The organism is Mesorhizobium sp. M0037, from assembly GCF_040323635.1.
GTDB lineage: Bacteria > Pseudomonadota > Alphaproteobacteria > Rhizobiales > Rhizobiaceae > Mesorhizobium.
Map to the genome: position 1 here is coordinate 151220 of NZ_JAMYVB010000003.1, position 19572 is coordinate 170791.

The 19572-nt window shown below is 64.0% G+C and carries 19 protein-coding genes and 1 pseudogene; 15 read left to right on the forward strand and 5 right to left on the reverse strand.

The genetic code is table 11. The features are described 5' to 3' along the window. Positions 1–89 precede the first annotated feature (89 nt). The 8 genes from NKJ78_RS07675 (at position 90) to NKJ78_RS07710 (ending at position 6414) form a co-directional block, all read left to right on the forward strand. Positions 90–494: an endonuclease domain-containing protein gene (locus NKJ78_RS07675; protein WP_023738584.1), complete on the forward strand. Its 405-nt coding sequence runs from the start codon at positions 90–92 to the stop codon at positions 492–494. Then, complete coding sequence (locus NKJ78_RS07680; RefSeq protein ID WP_352459642.1) at positions 491–877, forward strand: VOC family protein; 387 nt, start codon at positions 491–493, stop codon at positions 875–877. The genes NKJ78_RS07675 and NKJ78_RS07680 overlap by 4 nt, the downstream gene beginning before the upstream one ends. 22 nt (positions 878–899) lie before the next feature. After that, positions 900–1406, forward strand: a complete 507-nt coding sequence (locus NKJ78_RS07685; protein WP_023687308.1) for a GFA family protein — start codon at positions 900–902, stop codon at positions 1404–1406. Next, a complete protein-coding gene (locus NKJ78_RS07690) occupies positions 1403–1879 on the forward strand; it encodes a GFA family protein (RefSeq protein ID WP_023687309.1) in 477 nt (158 codons plus the stop codon). Before NKJ78_RS07685 ends, NKJ78_RS07690 begins: the two co-directional genes overlap by 4 nt. Before the next feature lie 8 nt (positions 1880–1887). Then, positions 1888–2844: a prolyl aminopeptidase gene (gene pip, locus NKJ78_RS07695; protein ID WP_023738586.1), complete on the forward strand. Its 957-nt coding sequence runs from the start codon at positions 1888–1890 to the stop codon at positions 2842–2844. 187 nt (positions 2845–3031) lie between these two features. Continuing rightward, positions 3032–4648, forward strand: a complete 1617-nt coding sequence (gene cimA, locus NKJ78_RS07700) for a citramalate synthase (RefSeq protein WP_023738587.1) — start codon at positions 3032–3034, stop codon at positions 4646–4648. Positions 4649–4786: 138 nt separating this feature from the next. Continuing rightward, a complete protein-coding gene (gene rarD, locus NKJ78_RS07705; protein ID WP_023743784.1) occupies positions 4787–5716 on the forward strand; it encodes an EamA family transporter RarD in 930 nt (309 codons plus the stop codon). An 11-nt stretch (positions 5717–5727) separates the two neighbouring features. Beyond that, positions 5728–6414, forward strand: coding sequence for a glutathione S-transferase family protein (locus NKJ78_RS07710; RefSeq protein WP_023738589.1), 687 nt, complete (start codon positions 5728–5730; stop codon positions 6412–6414). A gap of 31 nt (positions 6415–6445) precedes the next feature. On the opposite strand, the gene NKJ78_RS07715 is transcribed toward NKJ78_RS07710, so the two are convergent. Then, complete coding sequence (locus NKJ78_RS07715) at positions 6446–7057, reverse strand: LOG family protein (protein WP_023705376.1); 612 nt, start codon at positions 7055–7057, stop codon at positions 6446–6448. A gap of 125 nt (positions 7058–7182) precedes the next feature. Here NKJ78_RS07715 and NKJ78_RS07720 point away from each other — a divergent pair, with 125 nt between their 5' ends. The 4 genes from NKJ78_RS07720 (at position 7183) to NKJ78_RS07735 (ending at position 11961) form a co-directional block, all read left to right on the forward strand. Next, a complete protein-coding gene (locus NKJ78_RS07720) occupies positions 7183–8868 on the forward strand; it encodes a LysM peptidoglycan-binding domain-containing protein (protein WP_352459641.1) in 1686 nt (561 codons plus the stop codon). Positions 8869–9099: 231 nt separating this feature from the next. Beyond that, positions 9100–9435 carry an ArsR/SmtB family transcription factor gene (locus tag NKJ78_RS07725; RefSeq protein WP_352459640.1) on the forward strand — a complete coding sequence of 112 codons (336 nt, stop codon included), beginning with the start codon at positions 9100–9102 and terminating at the stop codon, positions 9433–9435. A gap of 24 nt (positions 9436–9459) precedes the next feature. After that, a complete protein-coding gene (locus NKJ78_RS07730; protein WP_023738590.1) occupies positions 9460–11340 on the forward strand; it encodes an ABCB family ABC transporter ATP-binding protein/permease in 1881 nt (626 codons plus the stop codon). A gap of 285 nt (positions 11341–11625) precedes the next feature. Then, a complete protein-coding gene (locus NKJ78_RS07735) occupies positions 11626–11961 on the forward strand; it encodes an antibiotic biosynthesis monooxygenase (protein ID WP_023685667.1) in 336 nt (111 codons plus the stop codon). Here the strand turns inward: NKJ78_RS07735 and NKJ78_RS07740 are convergent. Both NKJ78_RS07740 and NKJ78_RS07745 read right to left on the reverse strand, forming a co-directional pair. Beyond that, the gene (locus NKJ78_RS07740) at positions 11940–12812 is read right to left on the reverse strand and encodes an SMP-30/gluconolactonase/LRE family protein (RefSeq protein ID WP_031253539.1); all 873 of its coding nucleotides are present in this window, start codon (positions 12810–12812) and stop codon (positions 11940–11942) included. The two genes, NKJ78_RS07735 and NKJ78_RS07740, sit on opposite strands and share 22 nt — an antisense overlap. 111 nt (positions 12813–12923) lie before the next feature. Beyond that, positions 12924–13589 carry a lysozyme inhibitor LprI family protein gene (locus NKJ78_RS07745; protein WP_198018624.1) on the reverse strand — a complete coding sequence of 222 codons (666 nt, stop codon included), beginning with the start codon at positions 13587–13589 and terminating at the stop codon, positions 12924–12926. 180 nt (positions 13590–13769) lie between these two features. On the opposite strand from NKJ78_RS07745, the gene NKJ78_RS07750 reads away from it, so the two are divergent. Together NKJ78_RS07750 and pssA are read left to right on the forward strand one after the other, a co-directional pair. After that, entirely contained in the window at positions 13770–14552 is a 783-nt protein-coding gene (locus NKJ78_RS07750; RefSeq protein WP_352562408.1) for a phosphatidylserine decarboxylase, read from the forward strand. 3 nt (positions 14553–14555) lie between these two features. Continuing rightward, positions 14556–15371 (forward strand): CDP-diacylglycerol--serine O-phosphatidyltransferase, encoded by an 816-nt coding sequence (gene pssA, locus NKJ78_RS07755; RefSeq protein ID WP_023672701.1) that lies wholly within the window; start codon positions 14556–14558, stop codon positions 15369–15371. Positions 15372–15531: 160 nt separating this feature from the next. Here pssA and NKJ78_RS07760 read toward each other — a convergent pair whose 3' ends face one another. Both NKJ78_RS07760 and NKJ78_RS07765 read right to left on the reverse strand, forming a co-directional pair. After that, positions 15532–17754, reverse strand: coding sequence for an AMP-binding protein (locus NKJ78_RS07760; protein ID WP_352459637.1), 2223 nt, complete (start codon positions 17752–17754; stop codon positions 15532–15534). A 294-nt stretch (positions 17755–18048) separates the two neighbouring features. Next, positions 18049–18456: a tautomerase family protein gene (locus tag NKJ78_RS07765; protein ID WP_023738595.1), complete on the reverse strand. Its 408-nt coding sequence runs from the start codon at positions 18454–18456 to the stop codon at positions 18049–18051. 114 nt (positions 18457–18570) lie between these two features. Here NKJ78_RS07765 and NKJ78_RS07770 point away from each other — a divergent pair. Continuing rightward, positions 18571–19415: pseudogene (locus NKJ78_RS07770) on the forward strand (LysR substrate-binding domain-containing protein). The last annotated feature ends 157 nt before the right edge of the window (positions 19416–19572 follow it).

Here is a 19572-nt window from a genome sequence, read left to right on the forward strand (position 1 = left end):
CCTCTGTCCTGCCGGACATCTCCCCCGCAAGGGGGGAGATCAGCCCTCGCCTCGGTTTTCGCTAATCGCCAGCGCGGAGTGGCCTGAGCATGGGTCACGACCTCGTTCCATCGCGTCAGCGCAAGAATGCAAAGTCCATGCGTCGCGTCATGACCGATGCCGAGCTGAAACTGTGGAATGAGTTGCGGGCTCACCGGCTGATCGGGATGAGCTTTCGCCGACAGGTACCGATTGGACCCTACATTGTCGACTTCGCCTGTTCGGCCCACCACCTCGTAGTCGAGGTTGATGGCAGTCAGCATGCCGACGTAGAAGATGCAGAACGCGACAAGGCACGCAGCGCTCAATTGAGTGCCAGTGGCTGGACCATCCTGCGCTTCTGGAACGACGACGTCATCCGCGATATCGACAATGCCTGCCAGCACATCGTCATCGGGGCCGGCTTGGCCGGCGCCGACGTGCCGGCGCCAGCAAGGGAGGAGCTTGTTTCATGATCGACCATCTCGGCATCAATGTCGCCGACTTCGACGCGTCGAAAGCCTTTTATGACCAGGCGATAGCGCCGCTTGGCGCCTCGCTGATCTACATGGTGCCACTGGAATATACCGGCGGCGCGAAGGTCGGTGGCTATGGCCGCGACCGGCCGGTGTTCTGGCTGCAGGCCAGCGATGACAAGCCGAGGACCCATCAGCACGTCGCCTTCACCGCGCGCAGCCGCGCCGAGGTCAACGCCTTCCATGCCGCGGCGCTCGCCGCCGGCGGCAAGGACAATGGCGGGCCGGGGCTGCGCCCGCATTATCACCCGGACTATTACGGCGCCTTCGTCTTGGATCCCGACGGCAACAATGTCGAGGCCGTCTGCCATGCGCCCGAATGACTATGAAACGGAGTGAGACGCCATGAGCCTCGACAACCGGCCGATCTACACCGGTGGCTGCCAGTGCGGCGCGGTGCGCTTTCGCGTCGAGGGTGCGCTGGGTGACGCCTCGATCTGCCATTGCCGCATGTGCCAGAAGGCGTTCGGCTCATTTTACGCGCCCCTGGTCTCGGTGCGTGGCGCCAAACTCGACTGGACGCGCGGCGAACCGAAATATTTCGCCTCGTCCAGCCATGTCGATCGTGGCTTTTGCGCCAATTGCGGCACGCCGCTGACCTTTACCGCGCCCGACGGCATCGGCCTCGCCATCGGCGCCTTCGACAATCCGGCTGATATCGTGCCGCTGATCCAGTGGGGCACGGAGGCAAAACTTCCCTATGTCGATACCATCCCGCAATTGCCGGGCGAGGACACCATGGCCGACATGTCGTCGGCGCCTTATCTCGCCGAGCTCGTCTCCTACCAGCATCCCGACCATGACACCGAACAATGGGACACCGAACACCGGCCGCCAGAGGGAAAATCATGACCGATGAAGTTCGAACCGGCGGCTGCCAGTGCGGTGCCGTGCGTTTCCGCATCAAGGGCAAGCTCGGCCGGGCGTCCATCTGCCATTGCCGCATGTGCCAGAAACAGTTCGGTTCGTTTTTCGGCGCGCTGGTGACAGTGCCCAAGGATGGCGTCGAATGGATGCGCGAAGAGCCCACCTATTTCCAGTCGTCGGTCAACATCGATCGCGGCTTCTGTGCCCGCTGCGGTACACCGCTGACCTATCGCCAACCTGGCGCACTGGAGATCGCCATCGGCGCCTTCGACGACCGCTCCGATCTGGCGCCGCAGATCCAGGTCAACTACGCGGTCCGATTGCCTTGGGTGGAAACGATCTTTGACCAGCCCATGCATCAGGATCCGGATTTCTACTCCCGCCAGGAGCAGATCATCTCCTTCCAGCATCCCGACCACGAAACCACGGACTGGCCCGCGCACGGCCTGAAAATATGAGCAATGAAATGAACAGTGAACTTCGTACTCTTTATCCAGAGATCGAGGCGTTCGAGTCCGGCATGCTCGATGTCGGCGACGGCCATCATATCTACTGGGAGCGCTCCGGAACCAGGGGCGCCAAGCCGGCCGTTTTCCTGCATGGCGGTCCCGGCGGCGGCTTCTCGCCAAAACATCGGCAATTGTTCGACCCGAAGCTTTACGACGTCATCCTGTTCGACCAGCGCGGCTGCGGGAAATCGACACCCAACGCCTCGCTCGAGGCCAACACCACCTGGCACCTGGTTGCCGACATCGAGCGGCTGCGTGAGATGTGCGGCTTCGAAAAATGGCTGGTGTTCGGCGGCTCGTGGGGCTCGACGCTGGCGCTGGGCTATGCCGAGACGCATCCTAATCGCGTCAGCGAGCTTGTCGTGCGCGGCATCTACACGCTGACCCGCGCCGAACTCGAATGGTACTATCAGTTCGGCGTCTCCGAGATGTTCCCCGACAAATGGGAGCGTTTCCTGGCGCCAATTCCTGAAGCCGAGCGCGGCGACATGATGGCCGCTTACCGCAGGCGGTTGGTCGGCGCCGATGGCAAGGCGGAGCTGGAAGCCGCCCTTGCCTGGAGCCTGTGGGAAGGTGAGACGATCACGCTGCTACCGGAGCCGGAGACCAGCGACAAGTTCGGCGAGGACGACTTCGCCATCGCCTTTGCCCGCATCGAGAACCACTATTTCGTCCACGCCGGCTGGCTGGAGGAGGGGCAGCTTCTGCGCGATGCCCATAAGCTCGCGGATATTCCCGGCACAATCGTCCACGGCCGCTACGACATGCCGTGCCCGGCGCGCTATGCCTGGGCCCTGCACAAGGCCTGGCCGAAGGCGGATTTCCACCTCATCGAAGGCGCCGGCCATTCCTATTCGGAGCCGGGGATTCTGGATCGGCTGATACGCGCGACGGATGGGTTTGCGGGGAAATGACAGCGCGTGGCACCCCCCTCTGTCCTGCCGGACATCTCCCCCTCAAGGGGGGAGATTGGCTGTCATCGGCGCTTTCGCAAATCTCCGTCGCTGCAGGAAACGATCCGACGCTAAAGCTGCCGATCTTCCCCCTTGAGGGGGAGATGGCCGGCAGGCCAGAGGGGGGTGCTCGCGCGCCAACAGAACAATGACCAAACAACGCCTCTATCTCTTCGACACAACCCTCCGCGATGGCCAGCAGACGCCGGGCATCGACTTTTCCGTCGAGGACAAGATCGCGATTGCCAAGCTGCTCGATGAGTTCGGCATGGACTATGTCGAAGGCGGCTATCCCGGCGCCAATCCGACCGACACCGCCTTCTTCCAGCAGAAGCGCACGGCGAAGGCAAAGTTCGTCGCCTTCGGCATGACCAAGCGGGCAGGCGTGTCGGCATCCAACGACCCGGGCCTGGCAGCGCTCGTGCAGTCCAAGTCCGACGCCATCTGCTTCGTCGCCAAGAGCTGGGACTATCATGTCCGCGTCGCGCTCGGCTGCACCAATGAGGAAAACCTCGACTCGATCAACGCGTCGGTCGAAGCAGCTGTTGCCGCCGGCAAGGAAGCGATGGTCGATTGCGAGCATTTCTTCGACGGCTTCAAGGCCAATCCGGACTACGCACTGGCCTGCGCCAGGACCGCCTATGATGCCGGCGCGCGCTGGGTGGTGTTGTGCGACACCAATGGTGGCACGCAGCCCTCGGAAGTGCGCGCCATCGTCGACAAGGTCATTGTTTCAGGTATTCCGGGCGGCCATCTCGGCATCCATGCCCATGACGACACCGGCCAAGCGGTGGCCAATTCGCTCGCCGCCGTCGAGGCCGGCGTGCGCCAGATCCAAGGCACGCTGAACGGCATCGGCGAGCGCTGCGGCAACGCCAATCTGGTCTCGATCGTACCGACGCTGGCGCTGAAGCCGGCCTTCGCCGATCGGTTTGAAACCGGCATCTCGGCCGAGGCGCTGACCGGGATATCCCGGCTTTCCCGCGCCTTCGACGAATTGCTGAACCGCGCTCCGGAAGCGCAGGCGCCCTATGTCGGCGCCTCAGCCTTCGCCACCAAGGCCGGCATCCATGCCTCCGCACTGGCCAAGGAGCCGGCGACCTATGAACATGTGCCGCCCGAGGCGGTAGGCAACCGCCGCCGCGTTATGGTTTCGGACCAGGGTGGCAAGGCCAATTTCCTCGCCGAGCTGAAGCGGCGCGGCATCGATGTGCCCAGAGACGACCATCGTCTCGATGAGCTGATCTCGGTGGTCAAGGAGCGCGAGGCCGAGGGCTACGCCTATGAGGGGGCCGATGCCTCCTTCGAGCTGTTGGCGCGCAAAATGCTGCACGGCCTGCCGGAGTTCTTCAACGTCACTTCGTTCCGCTGCATGGTCGAGCGCCGCTTCGATGCCAACGGCCAGTTGAAGACGGTCTCCGAAGCCATCGTCAAGGTGATGGTCGAGGGCGAGGAGAAAATGTCGGTGGCCGAAGGCCACGGCCCGGTCAACGCGCTCGACATCGCGTTGCGCAAGGACCTCGGCAAGTTCCAGAGCGAGATCGCCGACATGGAGCTCGCCGATTTCAAGGTGCGTATCCTCAATGGCGGCACCGAGGCGATCACTCGCGTCCTGATCGAATCGCATGACGGCACCGGCGCACGCTGGTGGACGGTCGGCGTCTCGGAAAACATCATCGACGCCTCCTTCCAGGCGCTGATGGATTCGATTGTCTACAAGCTGATGAAGAACCGCGACATGGCGGGATTGGTGGCGGCGGAGTAGGGTTGCAAGACGTGGGTTTCTCGCCCCCCGAAGTGGGGCGAGGAACTGGCGCCGCCCCTTGAACCATCAGCGGAAGTCCATTGATCCATCATAATTTTGCGATGGTTTTGGATGGCCCACTGGGCCATAGCGTTTGCCATGGCCAGCGACACGATCCAGCCCGACGCCGACTCCAAAGCCCGCAACGGCTTTCTCCTCGCGCTCGGCGCTTATCTGCTATGGGGGCTGTTGCCCTTCTACATGAAGGCGGTTGCGCATCTGCCGCTGATCGAGGTGATCGCCCACCGCATCGTTTGGTCGGTGCCGATTGCTGCTGCAGTGCTGGTCTGGGCCGGTCGGACCGCCGATTTCAAGGGGGCAATCCGCTCACCACGCAGCATCGCCATGGCGGCGTTGACGGCGACCCTGATCTCCGTCAATTGGGCCATCTATGTCTGGGCGATCTCGGTTGACCGCACCGTCGAGACCGCGCTCGGATACTACATCAACCCATTAGTTAGCATCGTCGTCGGCGCGTTGTTGCTCGGCGAGAAGCTCGACCGGCTGCAGATCGCGGCCGTGTTGCTGGCGGCGGTCGCAGTTGCCGTTCTGACCGTCGATGCCGGCAAATTGCCTTGGGTATCGTTGGCGCTGGCGTTTTCCTTCGCTGCATATGGGTTCTTCCGCAAGACGCTGCCGATCGGCCCGAGCCAGGGCTTTCTGCTCGAAGTGCTTTTGCTGTCGGTGCCGGCGCTTGCCTACATCGTCTTCCTAGTCGTCAACGGCCAGGACCATTTCATCTCCAGCAACGGCACCGATATGGCTTTGCTCATCGGCTGCGGGCCAGTCACCTCGGTGCCGCTGCTTCTGTTCGCCTTCGGCGCCAAGCTTCTGCGCCTCTCCACCATCGGCATCATGCAGTACATCGCACCGACCATGGTGTTCCTGATCGCCGTGCTGATTTTCGACGAGCCGTTCGGCACCACGCAAGCAATTGCCTTTGCGCTGATCTGGGCGGCATTGGCGATGTATTCCTGGTCGATGTTTCGTGGCCGTGAAATCCGCCCGGTGGCGTTGGCCCCGAAGTAGGGAGCCTTTCGATGTACGTGCTGCATATCGCCAACAAGAACTATTCGTCATGGTCGCTGCGGCCATGGGTGCTGATGTGCACCCTCGACATTCCGTTCGAGGAGCAATTGACGCCGTTTCCGACCGGGCCCAGTTTCGATCTCTACCGGGCGTTCTCGCCCAGCGGGCGCGTGCCTTGCCTGGTGGATGACGGCTGGGCTGTCTGGGATTCGCTGGCTATTGCCGAGTATCTCGCCGAGCGCCACCATGGCGTGTGGCCTGCCGAGGCCAAGGCGCGAGCCTGGGCGCGCTCGGCCGCCGCCGAAATGCATTCTGGTTTCACGGCCTTGCGCGGCGCATGCCCGATGAATTGCGGCTTGCGGGTAAAACCGTTGCCGATGTCGGACGCGCTTAAGCAGGATCTGTTCCGTTTGGGCGATCTCTGGAACGATGGCCTTGCCCGGTTCGGCGGGCCGTTCCTTGCCGGCGGCCATTTCACCGCAGTCGATGCCTTCTTCGCCCCGGTGGCGTTCCGCGTCCAGTCCTATGGATTGTCTTTCGAAGGTGCTGCTGCCGCCTATCCCGCGCAATTGCTCGGCCTGCCGGCGATGCAGGACTGGTATGCGGCGGGTCTCGCCGAGACCTGGCGGGAGCCGGACCATGAAGCGGAGGTCGCTGCCTCCGGCACTATCGTCGAGGATCTTCGCGCTACGGCGTGATGGGCAGCGGGGCCTCTCTCACTATTCACTATCACATCTTATCAATCACCGACTGCACGCCTTCCGTCGGGGCATCGACCGACGACCCCGCCACCATGATGGCGGCGACGATTGCCTCGGGGTCTTCGACCACCAGCGGCCTGACCCGCTGTGCGGTGTGGATGAAGCCTTCGCTGGCCATATGGTCGAGCAGCGCCAGCATCGGATCCCAGAACCCTTGAACGTTGGCGAAGACGATCGGCTTGCGGTGATGGCCGAGCTGGCCCCAGGTCATGATCTCGACGATTTCCTCGACCGTGCCGATGCCGCCGGGCAGCGCCACAAAGGCGTCGGATTTCTCGAACATCTTGTGCTTGCGCTCGTGCATGTTGTCGGTGATCAGCAACTCGTCGAGCCGGTCAAGCGCGGTTTCGGTCGCCTCCTTGTTGATGAGGAAGCGCGGAATGATGCCCGTTACCTTGCCGCCGGCCTTGAGCGCGCCTTCGGCGACTGCGCCCATAATGCCTTTGGTGCCGCCGCCATAGACCAGCCGCAGGCCGGCTTTGGCGAGCGAGCGGCCAAGCAGGTGCCCGGCCTTGGCATAGATTTCATCGCGGCCCGGAGACGAGCCGCAATAGACGCAGACGGATCGAATCGTGTTCATTCGTGATTGGTGATTGGGTCTGAATGCGGGGTCAAGCCCCAAGGGCTGACAAGCCCGGGCTTTTTCTTGTCGGTGCCGGCAAAACACGCTAGACCGGCTTCAGGTGGCTAAGGGGTAGGGGAAATATGGCTGTTAATCCATTGAAGGCGTTTCTGTTCGCGGCCGGTGGGACCGTCGCGGTCGTCGGAACCGCCTATGTATCGGGCGCACTCGACCCGTATCTGAATCCCACGCCGCCTGCGGCGATTGCATCGCTGACGCCGCCGGCTGAAAAGCCGGCCGATCCGGGGACCGAGGGAAGGCTGCCGCCGGCGCCCGCCGCGCCCACCGATGCCAAGGCTCCCGCAGCACCCGCGCCTGCCGACGCAACGGCTCCCGCGACCGAAGCTGCGGCTCCGGCGGCACCTGCCGCGCCCGCTGCTGCCCCAACAACCCCAGCGCCGGCCGCGGCCGGCCCGGTTGCGCCGAGCTTCGACGTCGTGCGCGTCGAAAGCAACGGCTCGATCGTCGTTGCCGGCAATGCTGCGCCCAATTCGAAGATCGAGATCCTCAACGGCTCCTCGGTGCTTGGCTCGACTGTCGCCGGTCCGGACGGCGCCTTCGTCATCGTTCTCGACGATCCGCTGAAGCCCGGCGACTATACGATTGCGTTGCGCGCGACGGCCGACGATGTGGTTACCCCTTCCGTGCAGACCGCCGTCGTTTCGGTTCCCAAGGACGCCGCCGGCCAGGTGCTGGCGATGGTCGAGGAACCCGGCAAGCCGGCCGAGCTGCTTAGCGTCCCGGCGCCTGAGACCAAGCCCGCGGCACCGGCCGCCGGCGATCAGGCTGCTGCCCCGGCCGCCGATGCACCTGCCGCGACCGCACCCGCCGCTCCCGCTGAAACCGCGCCTGCAGCTCCGGCTGTGGAAGCCGCCGCCGCTCCGGCAACACCGGTGCCGGCACCGGCGACGCCGCCGGCTGCCGCCGTGGCTGAACCCAAGATCGTCGTCGAAGCGGTCGAGATCGACGGCGACAAAATTTTCGTTGCCGGTCTGGCTGACGCCGGCCGCAAGGTGCGCGCCTATGCCAACGATATCCTGCTTGGTGATGCGGTGACCTCGCCCGACGGTCATTTCCTGGTCGAGGCGACGCGCGATATCCCGGTCGGCAACTACACCATCCATGTCGACGGTCTCGATGCGGACGGCGTGAAGGTGGTAGCGCGTGCCGCCGTGCCGTTCGAGCGCGAACCCGGCGAGGCGATCGCCGCCGTGGCGCCCGCGGAGGCCAAGCCCGCCGAGACCAAGCCCGCCGAAGCAAAGCTTGCTGAGCCGGCCGCACCGGCTGCTGCCGAAGCACCAGCCGCTCCGGAGCCTGCGCCAGCCAATGTCGCGGCTGCCCCTGCAAAGCCCGCACCGGCTGCTGCCGCATCCGCACCAGCCGCACCGGCGGCTGAAGCCCCGGCTCCGGCTGCCCCGGCGGTTGCCGAGGCACCTGCGTCACCGGCAGCGCCCGCCGCTGAGGCTCCAGCCGTCGTCGCGGCGGCAACGCCCGACGTGCCCGAGACGGTGGCGCCAAAGCTCGAACATGCCGACGGCGCGGTCATCATCCGCAGGCACGACACGCTGTGGCGGATCTCGCGGCGCGTCTACGGTCACGGCGTGCGCTTCTCGACCATTTATCTCGCCAACCAGGACCAGATCAGCGATCCCGACCGCATCTGGCCGGGGCAGGTGTTCAAGGTTCCGGAAAAGTCCAAGGAAGGCGAAGCCGCCGACCTCAAGGCGATGGGCGAGCAAGCGACGACGGCGCAGACGAAGACGCAGTAGTTTGGCGATTGGCTAATCTCCCCCCGAGTGGAGGAGATTGCCGGCAGGCCAGAGGGGGTCGCCGCGCATAGAACGCCGACCTTCTCTTTGCTGCAAACGACGTTGCGTCAGGACGTACCGACCCCCTCTGTCGCCTTCGGCGACATCTCCCTCTCGAGGGGGGAGATTAGGTCGCTCTACCCATCGGGTTAGCTTGCCACGCACCCGTTCATCGTCTATCGCCGATGAACGATGGCAGACTCGCTCGCTGAACCAGACCACGCAAACTGCGCACCGCCCCAAAGCCGCGCCGTTGCCGCCCGCTTCGCGGCACTCTCGCATCCGGCGCGCATCGAGATCCTTAGACATCTCTCGGCCAGCAATTCCTGCTGCTGCCGCGAGGTGGTCGATCATCTCGATCTGGCGCAGTCCACCGTGTCCCAGCATCTGAAGATCCTGGTCGAAGCCGGGCTGGTCCGCTTCCAATCCGACCGTCAGCGCTCGCGCTACGAAGTCGACCGCGCCGCGCTCGCCGACGTTTCCGCATCGCTGACCGCACTCGTCAATTCCTGCTGCTCCGGCCGCTGATTTCTCACCCAAAAGGCAAGACAAGTGGCAGAAAAAACCGTTTCCGATAGCTCGACCTTCAGCACCTTGCGCAATCTGTGGCCCTATATGTGGCCGGCCGACCGCGCCGATCTCAGGGCACGCGTCACCTGGGCAACGCTGCTTCTGGTCGTTGCCAAGCTGACACTGGTTGCCGGGCCGTACTTCTTCAAATGGGCGACCGATTCTCTGGCCGGTGACGCCAAATCGCCGCCGCCGCTGCCGTCCTTCCTGCTGGCGCCGGTGATGCTGGTCGTCGCCTACAATGTCGTGCGGCTGGTGCAACTCGGCTTCAACCAGCTGCGCGATGCGCTGTTTGCCCGCGTTGGCCAGTATGCGGTGCGCCAGCTTGCGTTCCGCACCTTCGTTCACATGCACCAGCTGTCGCTGCGCTTTCACCTCGAGCGCCGCACCGGCGGCCTGTCGCGCATCATCGAGCGCGGCACCAAGGGCATCGAGACGATCGTGCGCTTCATCATGCTGAACACGGCGCCGACCATCCTCGAATTCGCGCTGACCACCGGCATCTTCGCCTACACCTATGGCTGGAAATATGTGGTCGTGGTGGCGGCCACGGTGTGGCTCTACGTCTGGTTCACGGTGCGCGCCAGCGACTGGCGCATCTCGATCCGCCGCGACATGAACGACAGCGACACCGACGCCAACACCAAGGCGATCGACTCGCTGCTCAACTACGAGACCGTCAAATACTTCAACAACGAGGGTATGGAGGCTGAGCGCTTCGACCGTTCGATGGCGCGCTATGAAATGGCGGCGACCAGGATATGGACCTCGCTCGGTTGGCTGAATTTCGGCCAGGGCATCATCTTCGGTCTCGGCACCGTCATCGTCATGTGCATGTCGGCGCTGGAGGTGCAGGCCGGCACGCAGACGGTCGGCGACTTCGTCTTCATCAACGCCATGCTGATGCAGCTTTCGGTGCCGCTCAATTTCATCGGCTTCATCTACCGCGAAATCCGCCAGGGGCTGACCGACATCGAGCAGATGTTCGACCTGCTCGATGTGCCGCAGGAAATCACCGACAAGCCGGATGCCAAGCCGCTCGCTGTTACAGCCGGCAAGGTCGAGTTCCGCGACGTGCACTTCGCCTACGACCCCAGCCGCAAGATTCTGAAGGGCGTCTCCTTTGAGGTTCCGGCCGGCAAGACGGTGGCCATCGTAGGCCCGTCCGGCGCCGGCAAGTCGACGATTTCGCGGCTCTTGTTCCGCTTCTACGACGTCCAGGGCGGTCAGGTGCTGATCGACGGCCAAGATGTCCGTGATGTGACGCAGGCGAGCCTGCGCGGCGCCATCGGCATGGTGCCGCAGGACACCGTGCTGTTCAACGACACCATCGCCTACAACATCCGTTACGGTCGCATCGGTGCCAGCGAAGAGGATATGCAGAAAGCCGCCGAGCTTGCCCAGATCGGCCCGTTTATCGAACGGCTGCCGGAAGGTTATCGCTCGATGGTCGGTGAGCGCGGGCTAAAGCTGTCGGGCGGCGAAAAGCAGCGCGTGGCGATTGCCCGCACGATTTTGAAGGCGCCGCCGATCCTGATGCTCGACGAGGCGACCTCGGCGCTGGACAGCCACACCGAACAGGAGATCCAAGCCGCCCTCGACCTAGTCAGCAAGGGCCGCACCACCATCGTCATTGCCCACCGCCTGTCGACGGTGATCACCGCCGACGAGATCATCGTACTCAAGGACGGCGAGATCGCCGAGCGCGGCACCCATGCCGAGCTGATGCGCCAACATGGCCTCTACGCCTCGATGTGGGATCGCCAGCGCGAGGCGACGGAAGCCGAAGAGAGGCTTCGGATTGCCAGGGAGAGCGATGAGTTGGGTGTGGTTGTGCGCAGAAGGACTTCGGAGGTGAGCTAGGCGGCGGAGCGCCGATCTCCCCCCTTGAGGGGGAGATGTCGCCGAAGGCGACAGAGGGGCTCACCGCGCGTGGAGCGCTAACCTTCATCGGTCGCAAGGGGGGCGCATCCAGTCGAACCGACCCCCTCTGGCCTGCCGGCCATCTCCCCCTCAAGGGGGGAGATACGCAGCGTCGTCGCCATCATCACCACCGAAAATTTCCCCTTGACCTCAACCTAAGTTGAGATCGCAAACCCTTTCCTGAGCCACCGAACCCAAGTCGTTCAAGAACGGAGACAGATTCAAATGGATAAACTTGCCGAGGCAGCCGTGTTCAGGGTCGACAAATTCGTCGTTCCTGCCGAGGCCCGTGAAGAAATCCTTCGCAAGGTCAGGGCGACTCATGAATTGCTGCGTCTGCAGCAAGGCTTCGTCCAGGATTTCGTGCTCGAGCAATTTTCGGGTCCGGGTGAGTTCAACCTGGTCACCATTGTCGAATGGGAAAACCAGGCGGCCGTCGACAATGTCGTGCCGATCGTCAAGGCGGCCCACGAGCGGGCGGGCTTCAACCCGCAGGAGACCATTGCCCGGTTGGGTGTGAAGGCCGATATCGCCAACTATCAGCGTCTGCCTGAGATGTAGGAGGGCCAGCCCGTGCCAGGTGCTGGCGCCTCGACGCTCAGCACCTGGCCGGTGCGGGCATCGCTGATCATGTTCTCGAAACCACGCCATTCGGCGGCGACGATGAACAGTGTCGTGCCATCCGGCCCGCCCAGCATGCAGGCAAAGCAGCCGCGATCGGCATCGACTGTCTGCAACACCTCGCCACCTTCGCGCACCCGCACGCAGCGCTTGTTGGGAACATCCGCGTACCAGGCAGCCCCTTCGGCATCGAGGCAGATGCCGTCGGGAAAGCCATCGAGATCGGCCCAGACCCGGCGGTTGGAAAGCCCGCCATCCTCCGCGATATCGAAGGCGGTCAGCCGGTTGGCATGCGACTCCGCCACGATCAGTGTCCTGTTGTCCGGCGTCACCGCCATGCCGTTGGCGAAAGCGATGTTCTCGGCCACTTGTCGAACCGAGCCGTCCGGCGTGATCAGCACGATGGTGCCGGGCCCGAAATGCTCGCCCGGTGCAGGCGCCGACCCGCCGCCATTGACATAGGTGTTGCCGCGCCCGTCGACGACGATCTCGTTCCACGGGCTCTTTGACAGTTCTCTCAAATCGGCATGGGTGGCGAGCGTCCCGTCCGCCTCCTGCCGCAGCAGCAGCCCTTCACGCCCCGAGATGACCAGCAGCCGCCCGTCCGGCAGCCAGTCGATGGAATAGGGCAGGGTGGCTGGTATCTTGAGCAGGATCTCGCTGTCGCCGTCTGCATCGACGGCGACGATCTCGCCGGTGCCCCAATTGCAGAGCCACAGCCGTCCGTCATGCCAGCGCGGCGACTCCCCGAACGCGAGGCCGGCGGCAACGAGACGCGTCTGGTTCAGCATTTTGAGGTAACTCCTTGTTGGGTGCGCAATCATGGCAAGGAACCATGATCGCCGTCTCACCAAGGACGGGTGAGGGGTGGTTTTGCCGACAGCAGGTTTACTGTTTTTCGCTCAGGAGGAACGTTCCATCGGCATGGCCGTGGCGCCGCATGACGGTGGCTCCGATCTGCCATCCTTGCCGGCGTCGCTCTGCTCGACGACAAGCGCATCGCCGTCGCGTCGGAAGGTAAAGACAAAACCGGTTGGGTTGTCGTTGTCGACGGCACGGTCGACCAGCCGCAGAGTGTTGCGCTCCTCGACCGTGCCGTCGATCTCGCATGACCCACTTCCCGAGACTGGATTGGAAACGACATCTTCCGAGATTTCGACCTTGCCTCCGCCAACAGCCTTGATGTCGACGCTGCCGCGCACGCTGCTCCATGTGCCGATCAAACCTGCATCGGGGGGCTTGCGTATGCCGGACAGGAAGGTTGCGCGGTCGCGCAGGAATTCGCCGAGATCGAAAGTCTGTTGGTTCTTGGGCGAACTTTCGTTGAAGCCGGCGATCTGGTCGCGATAGGCGATGAAATCGCTTTGGTCGTCCCGCAGCGCCTTGCCGGCATGAGCATCGAGCCTCTTCAGCAGCGCGGTATAATTCTTCGCGACGTCGGCATCGGCTTGCGCCAGGACCGGATCGGCGCAAATGGCCTTTTCCGCCACGCTGGCGGCCTTGGCGCAGTCGAAGGATGGCTTGCCTTGCGCAACTGCGTGGTCGCTCGCTGCCACAAGTACGGTCAAACGGCACCCACGGCTGACGATCGTATGGCAACAAGATACGTTTTGCCTGAATTCGGCGCCATGCCAGTCGGCCTTTTCGCCGCGCGTTCAGCCGGCGTTGGCCCGAATTCTGGCGGCAAAGCAGCCGACAGGCAGGCACGTCACCGTTTCTGCCGGCTGCGGACGATGCGGCCTTGCCCAATGTTGCGTTGCGGCAGCGGAGCCTTTCCGGTATTGAGGCCGGACCTGAAACAGGGACCGCCCCCATCCCATGAGCCCCAGCCGATGAGCCTTGTCCATTCGATCAAGAATGCCTTCGTTCCGATCCATCGCGAGGGCTATCCGTTCATTGCCGCCTTTGGTGCGGGCACGCTGTTCCTCGGCTATTTCTCCTCGGTGCTGTTCTGGATCGGCCTGATCCTGACCGCCTGGTGCGTCTATTTCTTCCGTGACCCCGAGCGTGTCACCCCCGTCGATGACAGGCTGGTGGTCAGTCCCGCCGACGGCGTCATCTCGGCGGTCGGCCCGGCCGTGCCGCCGCGCGAGCTTGGCCTCGGCAACACCGAGATGACCCGCATCTCGGTGTTCATGAACGTCTTTTCCTGCCATGTGAACCGCGCTCCGGTGCGCGGCCGCATCACCAAAATCGAGCACCGGCCGGGCAAGTTCCTCAATGCCGAACTCGACAAGGCAAGCTCGGAGAACGAGCGCAACGGGCTGGTCATAGACAGTCCCAACGGCATCGTTGTCGCCGTGCAGATTGCCGGCCTGGTGGCGCGCCGCATCGTCTGCTGGGCCGAGACCGGCGGCTCCATTGCAGTCGGCGAACGCTTTGGCCTGATCCGCTTCGGCTCGCGCGTCGATGTCTTCCTGCCGTCGACCGCGGTGCCGCGCGTCGCCGTCGGCCAGACGGCGGTCGGCGGCGAAACCGTGCTCGCCGAATTCGGCGGCGTCGCCGCAACCCCGCTCGTCAGGATTTCGTAAGCGGTGGGCGCGCCGTTCAAAAAGTTCGAGGCCCATGGCAGCGGCGGCCCGCGCATCCGCGAAATTCCGATGCGCATGGTGCTGCCCAATCTGGTCACCGTGCTTGCCATCTGCGCCGGCCTGTCTGGCATCCGCTTCGGCTTCGAGGGCCGTTTCGAGCCGGCCGTGGTGATGGTGCTGCTCGCCGCCTTCCTGGACGGCATAGACGGGCGCCTGGCGCGCATGTTGAAGGCGACATCCAAATTCGGCGCGCAGATGGATTCGCTGGCCGACATCGTCAATTTCGGCGTCGCGCCGGCACTGGTGCTCTACGCCTTCCTGCTCGACCGCGCCGGCTCCTTCGGCTGGATCGCAGCCCTTCTGTTCACCATCGCCTGTGGCCTGCGGCTGGCGCGCTTCAACGTGCTCGACGAAGACCATGACCGGCCGATCTGGCAGAGCGAATACTTCGTCGGCGTGCCGGCGCCGGCCGGCGCCGTGCTGGTTATGCTGCCGCTCTATCTGTCCTTCCTGCGGCTCGGTCTCGAGCCGGACCGCCTGACGGCATTCGTCGCCACCGGCTTCACTGTGCTGGTCGCTTTCCTGCTGGTCAGCCGGCTGCCGGTCTATTCCGGCAAAAGCCTGAAAGTGCCGGGCGACAAGGTGCTGCCGATCATCCTGGCGGTCGTTCTCTACGTCCTGCTGTTGATGACCTATCCCTGGTACACGCTGACCGCCTCTGTCGCAGGCTATCTCATCTTCCTGCCTTTCAGCGTGCGGGCGTATTCGAAGCGCGCCAAGCGCGAGGGCGAAAAAGTGCCGCCGTCGGATATTGGGTAGTTGTTATCTCCCCCCTTGAGGGGGAGATGTCGCCGAAGGCGACAGAGGGGGTCGGTACGCCCCGGACGCGACCTCGTTTGAGCGAAGAGGACGTCGGCGCTTCACGCGAGGCGACCCCCTCTGGCCTGCCGGCCATCTCCCCCTCAAGGAGGGAGATACGCTAAGCCGCCAGGCCCAGCCCCAGCTTCTCGATCGCCAGGTTCCGCGTCGAGACATAATCCGTCTTGCCGGAACCCAGCACCGGGATCTCCTCGACCTTGACGATGTCGTTGGGCACCATCAGTTCGGCCGCACCTGCCTTCTTGCCGAAGGCGCGCAGTTCTTCCGGATCGGCGTCGTCGGCGGTGGTGACCAGCACGATGCGCTCGCCGCGCCTCTTGTCCGGCACCGCCACCGCGGCGTGGCGCTCTTCCGGCCACAGCGACTGCACCAGCATCTCGACGGCGCCCAACGACACCATCTCGCCAGCGATCTTGGCGAAGCGTTTTGCCCGGCCGCGAATGGTGATGAAGCCTTCGCGGTCTACCGAGACGATGTCGCCGGTGTCGTGCCAGCCGTCCAGCGGCTGCAATTCGCCGGGCCGGTCAGCGGTCATGTAGCCCATCATCAAATTCGGCCCGTCGAGCCACAGGCGGCCGGCACCCTCGATACCCTCGACCGGTTCGAGCTTCATGCGCATCGCCGGCAACAGCCGTCCGACCGTACCGTCGCGGCCATGGATGGCGGTGTTGACGGCAACGACTGGGGCGGCCTCGGTCAGCCCGAACCCCTCGATGATCGAGGCATCGAAGCGCTCGCGATAAACGCGCCGCGTCTCCGGCTTCACCGCTTCCGCGCCGGCGACGACGAAGCGCAGGCTGGAGAAATCGCCATCCTTCGCGGTGCGGGCATAGTTGGCAAGGAACGTGTCGGTGCCGAACATGATGGTCGGCTTCACCTTGCGAGCGATCTCCGGGATGATCTTGTAGTGCAGCGGTGACGGGTAGAGGAACAGTTTCACCCCGGTCACCAGCGGCAGGATGGTGCCGCCGGTCAGGCCGAAAGAGTGAAAAACCGGCAGCACGTTGAGCAGGATGTCGGACGGCGAAATGGTAATGCGCGCCTCGGCCTGCATGGCGTTGGCGTGGAGATTGCGGTGCGACAGCACCACGGCCTTGGGCGTGCCTTCCGAGCCTGAGGTGAACAGGATTGCGGCGGGCTTGGCCGCATCCTGCCGCTGCAGCGGGAACCGCCAGAGCACCGCTGCTGCGAGCCTTTCCAGTGTGGTGACGCTTGCGCGCACATCCTCCAGCCACAGCATCTTGGCGCCGCCGGCCTCGACCGCGGCGATGATGTCGGCAAGCGCCGCCTTCTCGACGAACGCGCGCGAGGAAACCACCGTTCGGATGACTGCCGTGCGCACCGCGGCGGTTACGCTGGCCGGCCCTGCCGTGTAGTTGATCATCGCCGCCACCCGGCCGGCCGAGAGCAGGCCGACGAAGGAAAGCACCACGCCATTGGCGTTGGGCAGCAAAACCCCGACCGCTTCGCCGGGCGCCGCCACCGCCTCGAAACGGCGGCCGAGCACGCGCGCGCCGATGAACATTTTTCGATAGCTGAGCGAGCCGCTGATCACATCCTCGATGATCGGGTGCGAGGCGCCGGTGCGATCCGCGGCATCGCGCATGGCCAGGAACAGGCCGCGATCGAGGTTGCTGCCATAAAGCCGCGCCTCGGCGATGCGGTCGAACAACGCATTGGTGTTGGAAGCCTGGTCGGGGTTGCGCGCCACCAGTTCGGCAATCGTCATTGGCTCCAGCACGCTGATCGAGAGTTTTGGGAACCAGTGGCGCGGCGCCCGGTTCTTTGGCGTCAAGGAAACCGGCAGGTCGCGCGAGCCGGTGACGAAGATCGGCACGATGCGGGCGTCGGCCTGCATGGCGATGCGGGTGACGGCGCGGAACAGGCGAAACGTCTTCACATCGGGCTCGACGTCATCGGGCAGATAGACGGCAAGCCGGCCTTTACCCTTCAGCACCCTGACCAGCCGCCGGCTGACGAAGAGATGCTCGGCGTTGAAGGCGATGGTGCGGCCAAGCTCGCGCCAAGGCTCCATCCAGGGCGAGCGCGCCGAGGCCTCGTCGAGAATGTGCAGCGTGTCGTCGGGCAGCAGCGACAGCATCAGCGCCGGCTCGAAGCGTGACTGGTGCGAGACCACATAGATCACCGGCGTCGGCGCGTTGCGGGCAATGCGGATGCGCCGGTCATCGATCCGGTAGGCGAGCTTGAACGGCACATAGAGCAGCGCCTGGGTAAAGCGCAGGTCGAGACGAAACGTCTCGATCGCGCCAATCAGCAGCCAGGCCAGCACGAGGCCTGCAAGCAGCGCCAGTGTCAGGATCATACCGCGTCTCTCCCAACGTTCCGATATCGCGGCTCTTCGTCCGCTTCGGGGAGAGCGTAGCGCAATGGGGGGCGAGGTCAATGCGGAAGGGACAAGCTCCCCTTCTCCCCTTGGGGAGAAGGTGGATCGGCGCGCAGCGTCGAGACGGTTGAGGGGTGTTCCAGCGGAGTGAGACGTTGAAAAATCAAGACCTATCAAGCGCTTAGTTCTTGAAGATTGCCATCCTACCAACACCCCTCATCCGACCCCGCTTCGCGAGGCCACCTTCTCCCAGAAGGCCAGGCTGCCGCGCGCTCAAGCCGCCTTGATCCGCCCGCTGATGAACCGGAACTCCTGCGACTTGCCGCCATAACCGTACGCCGCGGCCGGGACTTCATGCACGAAGGCATAGCTCTCCTCATGCACGCCACCGAGCAGCTTACCAAAGGTGTCGAAGATCGCCTTCAGATAGGCTTCCAGTTCCAGCTTGGTGTTGGTGCCGTCGACCACCTTGATGTCGAGCCAGAAGGTGTTGGCGCCATGCTCCGCCAGCGATTTGCCGCCGGCGAACCAATGCTGCGGGTCGACATAGGTGACGGCGACGGCGGTGATCGTCGGGTCCTTGCGCAGATGGGCTGCGGTCAGGCCGGTGATTTCCTTGGCGATTGTGGCGGACAGCTTGGCGTCGGGCTTGCCGGTGACGCTGATGTTGATGATGGGCATATTTTCTCTCCTTCGTTTGAGCGGCGTCTGTTTGCCGTTGGAGAGACAATGCCATCATCTTTGAATCAAAAAAAATCGAATTGTTTCGAACAGAAGGTTCTGTATTATCGAAGTATGCAAACGCTGGATCCCGATCTGCTCAAAACCTTCCTTGCCTTTGTCGATGGCGGCTCGCTGGCTCAGGCTGCGTCTGTTGTCGGCCGCTCGCCCTCGGCGGTGACCGCGCAGATGCAGCGCCTGGAGGAGATCGTCGGCGAACCGCTGCTGGTGGCGCAGGGGCGCGGGCGCGGGCTGACGCCGGCCGGCGAGGATCTTGTTGTCATGCCCGCCGCATTCTTGCCGTGCACAGCGAGGCCTGGTTGGCGCTCAAGGGCGCGCGTGCCGCTGGTCGCGTCGCCATCGGCACGACACAGGATTTCGCTGATAGCGGCCTGCCGGAGTTGCTGCGCGCCTTCGCGACCAGCCATCCGCGCGTCAGGGTCGAACTGCGCGTCGGCCGTTCGGCCGAGCTTGGCGAGGCGCTGCAGGCCGGGCAGCTCGATCTGGCCGTTGTCATGCGCAAGACGCCGGCCAATGACGAAGTAGGGCTGTTCAGTGAACCGATGCTGTGGCTGTGTTCGCAAAAGGGCCTTGCCGTGCGGGAAGAGGAACTGCCGCTGGCGCTGCTCGATCCCTATTGCGGCTTTCGCGAAGCGGCACTTGCGGCCCTCGATGCTGCCGGCCGCCGCTACCGCATCGCCGCCGGCAGCGCCAGCCTTGCCGGCTTGCGTACGGCGGTCAATGCCGGCATCGCGCTGACCTTGCGCACCGCCCGCTTTGCCCATTCAGGCATTGCCGAAGCACCGCGCGAATTCGCCCTGCCGCCGGTGCCGACAGCGCAATTCGCGATAAAACTCGGCCAGGGCGCTGAGCGGCCGGCGCGCGATCTTGCCATCCTGCTCAGCGACAACCTCGCCTAGCCCGGCTTTGCCGGCTGATGTCCAAAGAAAAAGCCGACCTTTACGGTCGGCTTTGAGGAGGACGGGTCGAGGGGTTTGGGGGGACTTGGGGGGTGACCCGTCGCACCTAAAACTGCCTGATCCGCATGATGGTTCCATGACTTGGAAAATAATTATT